Genomic DNA, 15,199 nt, shown 5'->3' with positions numbered 1-15,199 from the left:
ATGTTGCTGGTGTTTTGCTGCTGGATGATAATTAGATGTCAGTGTTCAGGTGTCAAGTGTCAGTAAAAACAAGACTGAAGCAGAACTTACAAAAAACAAAGTGACCGTAGTGGTAACAAGGTTGAAAGGACTCAAAATTCTCTACCTATGGCCTGAAACCTGACACCTGACACCTGCAACCTTTACTTACGACAACAACCGCCAGCGAGACCCCTTTTTGTCGTCTTCGATAACGATGTTTACTTTTTGCAAGCAGTCCCGAATGGTATCTGCTTCTTCAAACTGTTTGCGCCTTCTGAATGTTTCTCTGGCCACCAGTAGTTGTTCAACCACTGGCGTCAGGCAATCTATCTGGCTGCGCGGCAAGGTCGCCAGCCGGGTCCCCAGAACGGCAATGCGCTCTCTGAGCGTATCGCGTGCCTGAATAATCGATTCCTCATTTTCGACACTCTGCTGTGCCTGCCAGATAATACGGTCCAGCTCAAGCAGAGCGTTGGTAGCTTTCTGCGCGTCATGGGCATCGAGGCCGCTGTTAAACTCATTTTCCAGCTGATGAATTTGATCCCAGAAGTCATCACCGCTGGCCGTATCTGTTACTACGGCGTCATTTGGTGTTGAAGGGGGATGCTCCCAGAGTTGCCCAAAGTCCGAACCCCGCAGTAGGTCGAGCGAAAAGCGGCGACCACTTTCAAAAACGGCCTGTTGCCCTGCCCGCTGGAGAGTGACCTGACCGATGCCCTTGATGATCGCTTGATCGCTTTCAAAGTCAAGGATACAGGCCGTGTGCTCATCCAAACCGAAAACTGCAACATCCTGCGGTAAAGATGCGATCAATTGCTCAAAACGCGGTTGTCCCATAAAACAAAACCGCGTGTCATGATTGCCCCCTTCTGCATTGTTCCAATGCGGTACCACCACCAGGTTAAAGCCAAAGTCCTTCAGTAGGTCCATTCCGTCAACCCAGTGCAATTCCTGGCCGACCTTGTATATTTCATAAACCGGAAGCGTGAAGCGACCAACGGTCAGAGCAGCTGCGCTGGCGGCTACTAAACATCCACCGCCCTTGACGAGGTCGGTCAGGATTTTGGGAATAGCGGATGGTATCCACTGCCGAACCGCATAAGTCGGACTGCCGGGGCCAATCAAAACATAATCAGCATCTCGCAGTGTTTGATAGGCTTGCTCAGCGTCAAATGGGGAAATGGAATCATTGGATTTAAACGACGCAATTTTGAGGGCTTGCTGAATATGAGAACGGAAGTAATCCTGGGCTTTTTCAGAAATTTGATCAACATTAAGCTGAAAACCCGCCGGCGTGTCCAAAAAAACCGCGCTAGGCGCACCTGCCAGACGCTTCAGCAATTCCTTATGAACTTCAACCATGGTGGCGGTCAGCTCACCGGACCCCATCAATACGATCATGCCTTTACCAGACGGCATGGCAAAACCTTTCAAATTGGATCATTTTTAACAGTGGGCTATAAAGAAAAGGATAGAAATTTAATTACAGTCCTGTCCCCTCAAAGCACGTGTCTTTCCTATACAAAATTATAATGTAATATAAGAAATAATTTATGTTAATCAAACAGTATTTTTTTTCTGAATCACTTTCGATCTCAAAAATAGATTTGCACATCATTGTAAATATTGCGTTAAGTGACAGGTGAAACGCGATGGATTGGAGCGGTTTTGCTGTAACGATTGATCCTTATGCGGTTTCGCTATTGAATTTGTTACGAAAATTAAAGAAGCCAAAAAGCAGAAAGGGTTACAGCTTCTGCTGCAACCCTTTGATTTCATGGTAGGCACGGTGAGATTTGAACTCACGACCTCTACCGTGTCAGGGTAGCGCTCTCCCCCTGAGCTACGTGCCTTAAAATTTTATTGTCACCTAACATTGGTGCAGTATGGTGTCAAGAGCTAATCAGTTGGTCCTTTTTTAGCCTGAAACCAGCGTAATTTTAAGGTTTTGATTGCTGATCTCGTAGATGTTAATACCGAAATTCTCAAAATTCTGCCGCATCAGGGCTTCAGCCAGCTCCTCGGCTTTGCCTTTATAATCAACGATCAGAGTTGTCTCATTGGGCTTGATTTCTTTTACCCGAATTCCTTCGACACCGGAAACGCTGCTCAATGCACGACGAAATTTTACGAAATGAGCCAGATTCCCCGTCCCTTCCACAAAAACCTCCACCTGGGAGGGTCGCTCGGCCAAACGGCGCCAGGCAGCGTCCAATTGAGTGGCCAGGTCATCGCCGGCCAGGGTGGCGACCATGGTAAGGGCTTCTCTGCCACCCACAGCCTCATTGATGTTGGCGGTCACCGATGTTCGCGAAATGTTAAGCAGCTCTTCACCATTTTGGGTCCGCAAAACGCGCGCCTGCAGTATGGCTTTAAACGACTTTAAATCATCGCCCATGATACTGGCCGTTGGGCTGGCAACAGAAGAGCCCATGATAATCAAATCGGCCTGCAAACGGGTACCAATGTTAATGGCGGCTTCATCGGTTAATACCGGTGTCAGACCGTCACCGAGACCAGTCGTTTTTCCGATGCCCACACCGCGATGATTGACAATTGGAAAACCCCTGGTTTTTAAGATATCTGCCATGGTTTCTTCGCTAATTGCCTCAAAGCCCCCCATTTGTTTTCCCCACCAGTATCGCGGTGCATCCTCCTGAAGATTCTGTTCTGATATAAAGAAAAGGATTGCTGGCAGATCGACTTTGGTTCTCAAAATATCCGCATTTGACAGCTGTTTGGCAATTTTTTTGCCCGCCACCCGGGCTTTGACCAGGACGCGATAGTTCTTATCAGACTCTGTTTCGGTCAACACTTTGTAATCCAGGACAAAGGCATTGGGCTTTGCGAAAATGATTTGATTCACCTCTGGGAAATACTCAATCAGCGAATTCACCTCAAGCACTTCTTTGGTCATCAAGGCAACGGCTGCCACCAGGCCCTCAGATATGGCAGCTTCCCGGGCAGCCTGGATATTGCCGCCTTGAATTACGCTCGTTCCGACAACCACAAAGGTTTTATTCTGCACCTTCTTCTGAGCGTAGGCCGCAACAGAAAATGACAGCATCAGGACCATCGCACTTGCAACAACCCGCCGGTACCATTTGAAGGACATCCTGAACATTTTAAGGCTCCCGTTTCATCAATTGAATAGTGGTAATATCCCTTAATTGAATTTTAAAATAAATTCAAGATTTAAACCATCGATTTGAAGCGCAATTCACAAACACCAAAATTTTCTGAGCATGAATTTAACGATTTTAGGATATATTACGGGGTTTCACGTCTATTTTTGTAATAATGATGGGGTTCAAAAGGCAGATTACAATGCGGTTTCGTGGTTATATAAAACGTAAAACTGGCTTCAAAACGATATGCTTTAAGAATATTTAGTTTCCATCCATAAATGAGATAGTTTTTCGATGAGCTCGGCCGCACAAGTTTTTTTGCCTTCGGCGTACTTGAAGTACGTCGAAGGCAGAAAAACGCGGAGAACACAGCTCATCGGAAAAATAGCCATTTAGGGGTGGAAACTACAGGTGGCGGGCAAGCGAGTAGTCCGCAATATCAAACAATGAATTCTTGTATCTCGAATCTTCAAATAGCGCCAGGGCTTCTTTGGCCTTATCAATGTACAGCGAGGCTGTTTCTACCGTGTAGTCGATCCCGTTATTTTTGTGCAAAAGTGTCACCAGGGTCTTAAATTCATCGATCGTAAAATCTTCATTTTGTATGATGTTAACCATCTGATCATGCTCAGAAGGATCGGCCTCTTTTAAAGCCTGTATGATGGGCAGGGTCAGCTTGCCCTCTCTGAGATCGGCCCCGACCTCTTTGCCCAAAGCTGCCGTATCCTTGGTATAATCGAATAAATCGTCCACCATCTGAAAAGCCAATCCAAGATTGAAGCCGTATTCTGACAGCGCTTGTTCTTCTTCAGGGGATGCTTCAGCGATGACCGCACTTACCTTGCAGGCGGCCTCAAAAAGAACGGCGGTTTTACGACGGATCACCTCCATATATTCATCCTCGGTCAGAGAGACATCACCCTTGCGCATCAATTGGTGGACTTCGCCGGTGGACATGTGCTCGGTTAGATCGGCAACGATGCGCATAACTTCTATTTTTCCGGAATCCGCACATATGGACAACGCACGTGAAAGCAGGAAATCACCCACTAATATGGTAATCGCATTACCATATACCGAATGGGCGACGGTTTTGCCGCGTCGCAGAGCTGCATCGTCAATGACGTCATCGTGCAGAAGCGTAGCGGCATGCAGGTATTCCATCGCTGAAGCAACGTTTTTGGCGTATGTTTCTTTATAGCCACAAATTTTAGCAGCAAGAACCAGCAGCAAAGGCCGCAGCCGCTTACCACCGGCAAACAGAATATGATGGGCGACTTCAGACACTAGATCCAGGTAAGGTTTTAAATTCTCTGCCAACTGCGTTTCAATTTCAGTCAGGTCTTGTTTGTTTTCCGCCAGAATCCGCTTCTTGAGGTCTTTCATATGGCATCTCCTATGAGGTCATATTCCATTGCATCGCTTACCTTGATTTTTGAAAATGATCCAATGGCCGGATCCGGCTGATCAGGACCAAATTTAACGTAAGTCATACCATCGACTTCAGGAGCCTGAAAGGGCGCACGTCCGGCATATAATCTATTCTCCACAGACTCTTCGACTAAAACCGACAGTGTTTGACCAATATATTGTTGATACTTTTGAGCCGAGATATCCAGCTGACTGGACATCAGCTGATCATAGCGCTCCTGAGCCACTTCAGCCGGAACGTGGCCAGGCAAACGGTGCGATTGAAGATCCTCAGAATCGGAATACAAAAAAACACCCAGATGATCAAACTGTGTGCTTTCAATGAAACGCAGCAGGGTTTTAAAATCCTTTTCACTTTCCCCGGGAAACCCAACGATAAGGGTTGTCCTCAGCGAGGCGCCTGGCACTTCTTTACGAATTTTATCAAAAAGCCGTTGGAGGTCATCCTGATTGTAATTACGGCCCATCCTTTTTAAAATGGGCCTGCTGACATGCTGAATTGGGATGTCGAAGTAAGAGCATATATTGGGATACGATGCAACAGTTTTAATGAAAGCATCATCAATGCTTTCCGGATGCCCGTAAAGTACACGGATCCAGGCTTCGGGACCGGCTGCCGTTTTTACAGGCAGGCTGGCCAAGTCTTCGACCAACTGACTTAAAGAAGCCGTCGGTTGTAAATCCTTACCGTAAGATGTTGTGTCCTGCGCCACAAGAACCAATTCCTTGACACCGTCTGCAAACAATGCCTGCGCTTCGGAAATAACTTCTTGCGGCGGCCGACTTCGTTTTTTGCCGCGCAATTTGGGGATAATGCAATAGGTACAATGCTGACTGCAACCCTCGGCAACCTTAAGGTAGGCCATGTGTGAAGTACTCAGCGCCCGGGGCGCATTTTTATCCTGGGGTGAAATGGTTACCGGATCGGGCAGCAAACATCCACTGGAAATAGTTGACCCTTCTAAGGCTTCAACTATACGGTCAAAAGCCCCAGTACCGATAAAAGCGTCCACTTCGGGTAGCTGATCGACAATTTGATCGCGGTAGCGCTCCGGCAGGCAACCGGCAACAACCAGCCTTTGACACTTGCCGGATTGTTTGTAATGAGCCAGCTCCAGGATCATTTCGATACTTTCATCGGCGGCATCTTCGATGAAACTGCAAGTGTTGACCACAATGGCGTCTGCATCTTCGGGATCTTCAACAATTGCCCAGCCGGCCTTTTTAATACGACCGAGCATAATTTCGCTGTCCACCTGATTTCTGGCACATCCAAGACTGAGTAAGAAAAGGTTCATTATTCTTATCAATTAACTATTACGATATGATGCATGTGCAGGGACACATTGTTCAAAAGGTAGTGATACGGTCCAATTTAGTGAAAAAGTAGGTATTTATCAGGGGTTGTCAATGCAGCCTGTGGACTGATGTTTGTGGGTTGAAAAGCTATAGGCCTACGGATCAGGTTTATGGGTGATGCATGGGGGTTGGCCGGGTTTTTAACCAATACATGAATTTTTCGAGCCTCACGATGAACACAGGTAATGCACCTCCACGAATGTTGCTTTAAATGCCTGAAATAATCTAAAAAGTCCTTGACAATATATCTATATTACAACATTGTAGCCTTAATACCGTAAAATGCCACTATGTCGAATTCAAGAGAACCAATAAACTTAATCCCCTGAAATGCGAATGGAAGTATTTGGAGTGGGTTATGAATCACTGGTTCCCAATTATGACGGTACAAAGCCTCTGCGGGGTCTAGCCAACCTCAGTGGAGGCTTTTTTGTTTAGGCGCCGTAAAACCGTCCTGTGCGCAACTCAGAAGCGGGAAAAAGCGGTTTAAGCAAACCACCCCCTTGTGAGATTTCAAGCGTAACTACATCCGATAGAAGATTGCCAAATCGCCAGCTCTTGCTGAGTACCTGAATTTTGCACGAGTCGGAGGCTTTCATATGCAAGGCATTTCATGCAAAATTTAGGCAGTATACTCTGGAGCCATCTCTAATCGTTAAGGGCATCATCTAGTACCCCCTTAGGTTAGGATGAACAGGTTACCGAACACCGATACACGACACTCTATCAAGCCATAGATTTGTTGGGATCAAATTCAAGCCGGGGGGATTCAAGGTGCTCCAAAAAAGGAGGCAGGTAATGAAACGTATGTTTTCATGTTGGCTTAGCGTTATCCTATGTTTAAGCTGCATGATCGTGTTGCTCGTTCCCTGCGCTTCAATTGCCGCAAGTTGCGAGCAATGGGTCGCCAAAGCAGTCTCTGTACAAGGAAGTGTGGAGGCACGCAAGGTTGGCGAAACGCAATGGCAAAAGGTCGAATTAAATGACACCTTCTGCCCGGGTGATAAAATTCGCGTCAATGACAGAAGCCGCGCTGGTCTTTCTTTGGTGAATCAGCCTCTGCTGCGTCTGGATCAAAACACAACCATCACCCTTGGCGGAATAAAGCAGAAGAAAACATCGGTTGTCGAGCTGGCCAAGGGCGCTGTCCATTTTTTCAGCCGCATTCGCCGCAATCTTGAAGTCATAACCGGATTTGTAAATGCCGGTGTGGAAGGAACAGAAGGATTTATCAGGGTCGAGACAGACAGAACCTTCATATCCATTTTTGAAGGCCAGGTACTGGCTTCAAACACCGCCGGTAGCCTCACGCTAACCAGCGGTCAATCGGCTGTGGCCGAAGCAGGCAAAGCCCCGGTGCTGCGGGTTGTGGTGCGACCCCGGGATGCTGTCCATTGGGCCCTATATTACCTGCCGGTCTTGTTTGTGTCTCCCGGCACAGCCCCGAAAGAAAATCCGGCTGACCCACGCTTTTTGGCCTATCGCGCCTCACAACTGCTGGCGGTGGGCCGCGTGGACGATGCCAACACTGATATCCAGCGCGCCCTTAGTTTAGACCCGGGGTTCAGCGATGCGCATGCCCTTCAAGCCATTATATTCGTCGTGCAAAATGAAAGAGACAAAGCTTCTATTTCTGCTCAAAAAGCCGTCGATACGGACCCAAGCTCAGCCACGGCCCGCATCGCCATGTCTTATGCCCTGCAGGCCAGCTTTGATCTTGAGGGCGCTCGTGCCAGTATCGAAGAGGCGCTGAAGCTGGATCCGAGGAATGCGCTGGCATGGGCGCGCCTGGCGGAGCTGTGGTCATCATTTGGCAGACTGGGCAAGGCCCTGGAAGCGGCCAAAAAGGCCGTTGATTTAGAGCCGAACCTTTCGCGTACACAGATGGTTTTGGGCTTTGCTTATCTGACCCAGGTGCGAACCACCGCATCGCGCGAAGCCTTTGAAAAAGCCATCGCGCTTGATCAGGCCGACCCGCTGGCGAGACTGGGACTGGGTCTGGCCATCATCCGGGATGGGGATCTGACTGCCGGCGGCCGGCAGATTGAAATTGCCGCCAGCCTCGATCCCAACAATTCATTGGTCAGAAGTTACCTGGGCAAGGTATACTTTGAAAAGAAGAACATCGGATTGGATGAGCGCGAGTTCGCCATCGCCAAGGAGCTTGATCCCAACGACCCCACCCCCTGGTTTTACGATGCCATTGCCAAGCAGACCACCAACCGCCCGGTTGAGGCCCTGAAGAATCTGCAAAAGGCCAGAGCACTTAACGATAACCGTGCCGTTTACCGTTCCAGGCTCCTGCTCGATTCGGATTTAGCAGCTCGCAGCGCCGCACTGGCACGAATCTACAGTGACTTGGGTTTCCAGGAGCGTGCTCTATTTGAAGGCTGGACGGCGGTTAACACCGATCCAACCAACTTTTCGGCGCACCGGTTTCTCGCTGATTCTTACTCCATTCGACCCCGTCATGAGATTGCGAGGGTCAGCGAGCTGCTCCAATCCCAGCTGCTGCAGCCCCTCAACATCACCCCTGTTCAGCCCCGCCTGGGCGAAAGCAACCAGTTTCTGATCAGCGCCAGCGGCCCTGAAACGCTTGCGTTCAACGAGTTTAATCCCATTTTCAACCGCAATCGCATTGCCGCTCAGGGTGCCGGACTGGTCGGTGAAAATGAAACATCTGGCGGGGAAGGCGTGGTTTCCGGCATCTACAAAAAATTTTCCTTCAGCAGCGGTTATACCTACTTTGATACCGACGGTTGGCGGAAAAACGCCGACCAAACAGATAAAATTGCCAATGCTTTCGGCCAACTGCAACTTTCTTATAAAACAAGCATTCAGGCTGAATACCGTTACCGGGATACCGAAAGCGGCGATCTTCAGCTGAGGTTCTTTGAGGATGACTTTCTGCCAAACAAAGATGAAAATAACGAAAGCAAATTGATCCGGGCAGGCTTTCGACATGCTTTTTCGCCGGCCAATGTTCTCATTGGCAATTTTGCGTACCAGGATGTGGACCGCAATATAAAAGACAGTCCCGTACCGGTATTCGTACCGCTGGCAAAAATTGACGGCGATGATGATGCCTATAGCTATGAATTACAACATCTGTTCCGCTCCAAATTTATCAACATTGTGACGGGCGCAGGGTATTTTGATATCGATGCACAAGATACCATTACAGAAGAGGTATTTTTTGATCCCCCAGGTGTGACTGTGCGGGACGTAACAGAAGATGACCTCGATGTCCATCACGCTAATCTTTATCTGTATTCCTATATCAAGCTGCCTGTCAATCTGGCACTGACCGTCGGCGCCAGTGGTGATTTCTTCGATCCTGATAGTGATGCCGAAGATGATACCAATCAATTTAACCCCAAGTTTGGAATTACCTGGAATCCTTTTACAAATACCACGCTACGGGCTGCGGCATTCAGAACGTTGAAAAGAACGCTGATTACCGACCAGACGCTTGAGCCGACCCAGGTCGCCGGATTCAACCAGTTCTTTGACGATAATAATGCAACCGATGCCTGGCGCTATGGGGGCGCAATCGATCAAAAATTTTCAGAAAGTTTATTTGCAGGGGCAGAGTATACGTATAGGGATCTGGACACACCGTTTTTTAGCGACACGGTGGAGGAAGCCAACTGGGAAGAAAAGATTTTCCGCGCCTATCTTTTCTGGACACCGCATGAATGGCTTGCGCTTAGCGCTGAATATCTATATGAAGATTTCGACCGAGATGAAGATAACGCGGAAGGCGCCAAAGACCTCGAGACCCATTATCTTCCCCTGGGGATTAATTTTTTTCACCCCAGTGGGTTGAGTGTCTCACTCAAAGGCACCTATATCGATCAGGACGGCAAATTTGAGCGGCAAGGAGCGGCTGCAACCGGCGAATTTGAAAATGGTGATGATAATTTCTGGTTATTCGATGCCGCCATCCGCTATCGCTTACCCAAACGGTATGGTTTTATAACGGTCGGCGCGACAAATTTATTTGACGAAGATTTCGAGCATTTCGATACTGACGTCGATAACCCCCGAATACAACCGGATAGAACTATCTTCGGTAGAGTCACACTCGCTTTTCCATGAAAATCGGAACTGCATTTATGTTTGAAGGAAAGGAATGTGGCTAAAACCGTTTACAACTATAGCTTAAGACAGCATTTAGCAATCCATTAAGCCATTTTTCTAAAAAACTTTAAGGCGAATATCGAAAGGAGGATAAAATGCTAAAAAGAAGATCCATGATATTTTACGTGCTGTTAATCGCTGCTTTGGGCTGCACGCATGCATCGAATAGGGTTGAAGCAGAAGAACCACCAATTAAAATAAAATTGCTTCCAGGCGATAATACTGTAGAATGTAAATTTTTAAAAAAAGATCCCCCTACGTACATTGAAATTATAAGAGGAGGAAATTTGTGCGCTGATAGGGTATTCCATCGGATCACTAAAGATTGCTCGGATGAGAAGTATAAGGAACCTATTAAACCAGTTGAAGAAGGAAAAATCCCTATTCCCAAAACCGCATCGGGTACTGGAAATCAATACTGTCCAGAAGCTATTGTGCATTATGAAAATAGTCCATACTGCTTTCAGTATACCTCTGGAGGACGTACACGCTATATACCGCGAGGCTGAAATAATTAATAATTCAACAGCGGTCTGCTGTTAATCCAAAAATCAAAACTTCTAATCTATACTGATCAAATTAAAGGCAAGGCCATCTCCGGCCTTGCCTTTTTAACGTGCCTACTGTCAATTTGCATTTACGTGTGGGCTCTAAAAACAGATCCGGCGACACCTGCCGCCTGAATAATAATAGACTCACCCGGGGCTTGAATGACTATGAAATATAGCTCCGACGTACTTTAAATTACCTAAACCATTTAACCGTTCTTCTATCTCGGCGGGACTGATATCCGGCTTATCTAAATCAGGTACCGGTTGGTTATCACCTTGTACATATTCCACCTTACCATCTTTTGCTTTCAATTTGATTTTCATTTTTTTTGCTTTAAATTCTTCTCTTCCCATTTCTTCACCTCCTTGCTTTAAAACAAAAATTTTATGAAAACTGGCCTCCCATAATCAAAAAAAACCCGATATAGCCCGTTCACCTCCTTTCACCGCATTCATTTCATGACGTTGGCAAAAAAGCAAGTCTTATAGTTTGGGGCAAAAAATTGGGATTTTATCCACAAGCTCAAACCCGAAGCAAGGCAGCTTCTTAGATGGCCATGCTTGACACCCAGGGTCCCTTCAGCCTATATTTATTTTCATTGAAATGGAATGCCATCCACATTTTATGAATTTCAAACGTTTCCAACACTGCAGGCTATGATACTGTCTTGACAGGATTTTCCTTTAGTTTTTCTTTTTACGACATCGCTCAGAAAACGGGAGTCGTTTCATTATGTCCCGCCTATTTAAAGCGCTGATCCTAGGTCTTATCATTGGCGTCGTGGGGCTTTTGATCAGCCCTTTTCGCTTCGCTCTCGATCTTGAGGAAAATACAGGTCTGGGCTTGTTATTCAAATTAAGGGGCACCCGGCCGGCACCATCTGATGTTGTCATCGTCAGCATCGAAAAAGACTCTTCTGAACATCTGGGCTTGCCCAATAACCCCGATAAATGGCCGCGCTCCCTGCATGCCCGTTTAGTTGAAAATTTGGTTAAAGCGGGCGCTGAGGTGATTGCCTTTGACTTGCATTTCATTGAACCGCGCTCCGCAGAAGATGATCTTTTATTCGCCGAGGCGATCAAACAGGCGCAAAATGTTTTACTGGCGGAACCGCTCATCGCCAAGGAAGTGCCTTTGTCCAGCCAGGGTGGGTCTGGTACAGACGCCCATCGTATCGTCAAAATTGTGAAACCGGTCGCTCTTTTTTCAAAATCTGCCGCTGCTACAGCGCCTTTTTCTTTGCCCAGAATACCGTTTAAAGTAAACCGGTATTGGGCTTTCCAGACGGAAGCCGGAGATTCGCCCACATTGCCGATCATTGCCTTCCAGTTTTTCACCTTACCGGTGTATGAAAAGTTTATCCAACTGATTGAATCTGTGTCCCCCGATCAGGCGTCCATGCTTCCAAAAGACAGTGATAGCGCCATTTTAGCCAGAGGCCCAAAAAGATTAATCAGAGACATCAGGGAAATATTTGAAAGCGATCCGATGATGGCTGTAAAAATGCTCGCACAATTAGAGCGATCGCAGGCAGATGAAAGAACCCATCGATGGCTTAAATCCCTCATAAAGATGTATGCTGCACCCAATAGCCGCTACATTAATTATTATGGCCCGCCTCGCACCATGACCACCCTACCCTATCATCAGGCCCTGCAACTGAGTGCCGAAAAAGAACAGATGGATCTTAATGGCAAGGTGGTGTTTGTAGGGCTCTCGGAGATCCTGCTGGCCGATAGAAAAGACAGCTTCTATACGGTTTTTTCGCAGGCCAACGGCATATTTATCAGTGGCGTCGAAATTGCCGCAACAGCATTTGCCAATATTCTCGAAGATAGTCCTGTACGACCGATCCCCTTGGGTGTCCATATTACATTTATTTTTCTATGGGGCGTTCTGATGGGCGTCATCTGCCGTATTTCTTCGTTAAAAATAGGGGCTTTGGGAACTATGGGGTTAAGCATTCTTTACCTTATTGTGGCCGTTTTTGTGTTTAAAACCAGTGGCAAGTGGGTTCCAATCGTGATCCCGTTATTTTTCCAGGCCCCTCTGGCATTTATCGGCGCGGTTTCCATTGAGCATGCCAGTCTTTTCAAAGAGGCCCTGATAAAACTGCGTATGGAAAAGGATCTGTCAGTGGCACGCGATGTTCAGATGAGCATGCTGCCGACCACCTGCCCGCAGATAGAAGGGTTTCGGATTGCTGCCAGCTCAACCCCCGCCAGAGAGGTGGGCGGAGATTTTTATGATTTCATGGTAATGGGCCAGGATAACACCGGTGTGATCATTGGTGATGTGACCGGAAAAAGTGTCTCGGGTGCCTTGATCATGTCGGCTTCGCGCAGCGTCTTCCGAATTTTATCTGAAGAAGAACAGCTGTCGGTGCGTGAAAGCATGATGCGCGCCAACCGGAGATTAAAAAAAGATGTCAAGTCCGGAATGTTTGTGGCATTGCTGTTTGCGGTTTTAAATTCAGCTGACCGGAAGCTGACCCTCTGCAATGCCGGGCAAACCCAGCCAATATATTTTTGCGCACAAACCGGTAAAACCAAACTATTGGGGTCTGAAGGCGATACCTTCCCGCTGGGCATTATGGCAGATGTGGACTATCGGGAAACCCAGTTGCAGCTTTCGCCGGGCGACCGCCTGTTGTTTTACACCGATGGTGTGGTCGAGGCCATGAATGATAAGGAAGAAATTTTTGGGTTTCAAAGACTGATAGATGTGGTCCAGGGGGCAGCATTTATGGATGCGGATTCACTCCTGAAAGATGTTCTCAACAAGGTGCAGGCATTTACGGGCAAAGCAGCCCAGCATGACGACCAGACAATGATCGCGATCAGTGTCGAATAATGAATCGCGAACCCAATTTCATTTTTTTGACAGATCCAGTTAAATGCCGACCTGGTTTCCTGCACGTAAACCCAGCAAGTAAGGTGCGTTATAAAAGCCCTCGCAATGAGATCTTCTCGGCGTGCTGTGTTTGTTCAACCGTCAAACGCTGGCCTTAGCTGTTTTGAATTCATACCTGGAAAATCTGGATTTCTTTGGAAAGGTTCTTCAATTTGAAGCTGCCTAGCGGGGTTAAGGTGAATTGATCCTTAATACGTTCAGCTGTGGATCCAGACAGAAAGATTTTGCCATGGGTGGCCTGGGCGCCGATTCTGGCCGCCACGTTTGTCACCAGTCCCCGGGCAGTATAGGTCCAGCGTGACCCGGTGTAGCTCTCAAATTTAGCCGCTCCCACCAGAGCCCTCCCGGAATTAATGCCCATATTGATCGTCAGCGGTTCCGAAAGCGCTTTGAATTCGCTCTTGATGCGGGCGGCTTCTTCTCGGATCTTCAGTGCCGTTTGCACCGCCTCTATTGCATTGGTCTGTTTGTCTTCATTGAGAAAAAGGACCATCAATCCGTCGCCGGCGGTTTCATTGACATCACCGTTGTTGGCAAAAATCGCATCCATAAAGGCCGAGAAACAATTTTCGATCACCTTATTGACTTCAGCACCCTGAAGCTGCTCGCACATTTTGGTGTAGCCCTCAATATCCAAAAAAAGCACCGAAACGTCCTGCTCTTTGCTCTCCGGGATGACGCCGTCCGGGGATTTTTCAATCAGCCGGCTGACCGTATTGGGGACAAATTTGCTCAATTGCACTTTGACGTCTTCCAAAATTTCAACTTTGCGCAGCGCTTTTTTTAAGTCATTCAGGGCTTCTTCGAGCTGTTCATTTTTGGCCACCAGCTCTTCATTCAATTCGCTGATCTCTTCAAATGATCGAGCATTTTTCAAGGCAATAGCCAGATTGTTGACCAGCGTATCCAGTAATTCCTTATCATCGTCATTAAACGGTTCTTTAATCAATTTGGCGCCCAGACCCAAAAAGGCAATACATCCGTATTCAACCCTGATGGGCATTGAAAAACCCATGCTGTTGTCACAGAGATTGGCATTTGCCAGACTCTTTCCGCCATCTGTCCAGACCGCCATGCCTTTGCGGGCAAGGAGCTCAATGACTTTTTTCCGCAGAGCAGCCACATCGCCTTCCTGCATGCCGATGGAAACCAGCTGCCCAATGCTTTGAGAAGGTGCATCCAGCAGGATAATAAAGCCTTCCATTAAACCGAAATTGCCCATGGTCATCAACAAGAAGTTGCGCAGAATCGTCTCGGATTGAACACTACCGTATATATCCTTGCTGACATCGTATAGGGTTTTGAGGTGAAAAACCCGCCGATCCAGCTCGGATTGGACGTTTTCGGCATCCCGTAAACAGGCCTTGAGTTTTTCTATTTCTTCTGAATTGCTCATAATCATACATTTCGTTTTCCACCGCCCGCTACGCTCGAGGCGCAGAGTTCGCAGAGAGATTATTTTTCATTTGTCGCTGAGAGGGCGACAAATGAAAATCCTCAGCCGCTTCGCGGCGGGATAATTATTCAAAGAACAAGCCTATGCATTATTGGCAGCATCTTGCTTTTACTGCTAGATGTAAAATAGATTTGCCCGTGCCCGAAGGGCTTGGGTTTATTTCTTTTCGGCGTCCCTGCCAGGCCATAGCTGAAAG

General features: G+C 47.5%; 9 protein-coding genes and 1 tRNA gene. 3 read left to right on the top strand and 7 right to left on the bottom strand.

Translation table 11 applies throughout. The annotated features are described in order from the left end of the window. Nucleotides 1–186 precede the first annotated feature (186 nt). From QNJ26_08010 to rimO, 5 genes are all read right to left on the bottom strand, one after another. Nucleotides 187–1,440, bottom strand: coding sequence for a hypothetical protein (locus QNJ26_08010; protein ID MDJ0985474.1), 1,254 nt, complete (start codon nt 1,438–1,440; stop codon nt 187–189). 359 nt (nt 1,441–1,799) lie between these two features. Next, a tRNA-Val gene (locus QNJ26_08005) sits at nt 1,800–1,874 on the bottom strand. Nucleotides 1,875–1,939: 65 nt separating this feature from the next. Further along, complete coding sequence (locus tag QNJ26_08000; GenBank protein ID MDJ0985473.1) at nt 1,940–3,145, bottom strand: hypothetical protein; 1,206 nt, start codon at nt 3,143–3,145, stop codon at nt 1,940–1,942. 409 nt (nt 3,146–3,554) lie between these two features. Beyond that, nucleotides 3,555–4,535, bottom strand: a complete 981-nt coding sequence (locus QNJ26_07995; GenBank protein ID MDJ0985472.1) for a polyprenyl synthetase family protein — start codon at nt 4,533–4,535, stop codon at nt 3,555–3,557. Further along, a complete protein-coding gene (rimO, locus tag QNJ26_07990) occupies nt 4,532–5,878 on the bottom strand; it encodes a 30S ribosomal protein S12 methylthiotransferase RimO (GenBank protein MDJ0985471.1) in 1,347 nt (448 codons plus the stop codon). The genes QNJ26_07995 and rimO overlap by 4 nt, the downstream gene beginning before the upstream one ends. An 859-nt stretch (nt 5,879–6,737) precedes the next feature. Between rimO and QNJ26_07985 the strand changes: the two genes are divergently transcribed. Both QNJ26_07985 and QNJ26_07980 read left to right on the top strand, forming a co-directional pair. Further along, nucleotides 6,738–10,040, top strand: coding sequence for a tetratricopeptide repeat protein (locus QNJ26_07985; protein ID MDJ0985470.1), 3,303 nt, complete (start codon nt 6,738–6,740; stop codon nt 10,038–10,040). Nucleotides 10,041–10,177: 137 nt separating this feature from the next. After that, complete coding sequence (locus QNJ26_07980) at nt 10,178–10,591, top strand: hypothetical protein (protein MDJ0985469.1); 414 nt, start codon at nt 10,178–10,180, stop codon at nt 10,589–10,591. A gap of 186 nt (nt 10,592–10,777) precedes the next feature. On the opposite strand, the gene QNJ26_07975 is transcribed toward QNJ26_07980, so the two are convergent. Further along, nucleotides 10,778–10,987, bottom strand: a complete 210-nt coding sequence (locus QNJ26_07975) for a hypothetical protein (protein MDJ0985468.1) — start codon at nt 10,985–10,987, stop codon at nt 10,778–10,780. A 379-nt stretch (nt 10,988–11,366) separates the two neighbouring features. Between QNJ26_07975 and QNJ26_07970 the strand changes: the two genes are divergently transcribed. Continuing rightward, on the top strand, nt 11,367–13,487 hold the full coding sequence (locus QNJ26_07970; GenBank protein ID MDJ0985467.1) for a SpoIIE family protein phosphatase: 2,121 nt from the start codon (nt 11,367–11,369) through the stop codon (nt 13,485–13,487). Nucleotides 13,488–13,656: 169 nt separating this feature from the next. On the opposite strand, the gene QNJ26_07965 is transcribed toward QNJ26_07970, so the two are convergent. After that, nucleotides 13,657–14,943 carry an adenylate/guanylate cyclase domain-containing protein gene (locus tag QNJ26_07965; GenBank protein MDJ0985466.1) on the bottom strand — a complete coding sequence of 429 codons (1,287 nt, stop codon included), beginning with the start codon at nt 14,941–14,943 and terminating at the stop codon, nt 13,657–13,659. Nucleotides 14,944–15,199 lie beyond the last annotated feature (256 nt).

The sequence above is a fragment of the Desulfobacterales bacterium genome (assembly GCA_030066985.1).
Classification (GTDB): domain Bacteria; phylum Desulfobacterota; class Desulfobacteria; order Desulfobacterales; family JAHEIW01; genus JAHEIW01.
Note: the sequence above shows the minus strand (reverse complement) of the source record. Positions and strands in the feature narration are given on the sequence as shown.